The organism is Dietzia sp. HMSC21D01, assembly GCF_001815995.1.
GTDB lineage: Bacteria > Actinomycetota > Actinomycetes > Mycobacteriales > Mycobacteriaceae > Dietzia > Dietzia cinnamea.
Genome location: NZ_KV823798.1, coordinates 1 through 648, shown reverse-complemented (window position 1 = coordinate 648; position 648 = coordinate 1). Strand labels below are relative to the sequence as shown.

Here is a 648-nt window from a genome sequence, read left to right as displayed (position 1 = left end):
GGACCTCGCCCTTGACCGGGCGCACGGGCAGGCCCGCCAGGTCGGCGGAGCCGGTGCCCGCGGCGAGGACGACGCGGTCCGCGTCGAGGTCGTCGAGAGAGGCGACGGCGCCGCGCACCCACGTCACTCCCTCGGCGCGACAGGCACGGGTGAGGGCGGCGAGCAGGACCCGGTTGTCGACGGCGCCCTCGGAGTCCATCCGGTAGGCGGCGCGGGCGACCCGGGCCAGGGACGGCTCGGCCTCCCGGAGCTCGCGGCGGGTCACGCGACGCAGATCGGCCTCGGTGACGCCGCCGTTGGTGCCGGCCGGGTCGGTGCCCCGTGTCGGGTCGGGCTGGCTGGCCGCCCACTCCATGGCCATGTCGAGGTCCCGGGCGTCGGCCTCGTCGACCGCCAGCATGTGCGTGTACCCGGCCGTGCGGACGGGCGGACCGGGTGGGACGTGGGGGGCGAGCGCGTCGAGGAAGCCCGGCCACCTCCGGAGCGAGTCCACGCCGAGCGCGAACACCGCCTCCTCCCCCGGCCACGCCTCGCTGAACGGGGCGAGCATGCCGCCCGCGACCCACGCGGCGCCCGAGGTGGGGACGCCGCCGGGCCCGGAATCGTCGGGCTCGTGGACGACGACCTCATCGGCGGCCCCGGACCGGG

1 protein-coding gene is annotated in these 648 nt (G+C 77.9%); it reads right to left on the bottom strand.

The window, feature by feature from the left end; genetic code table 11:
* Positions 1-648 (bottom strand): FAD-dependent oxidoreductase (locus tag HMPREF3086_RS04190; RefSeq protein ID WP_070720298.1); only part of this gene is annotated, 648 nt, incomplete at both ends.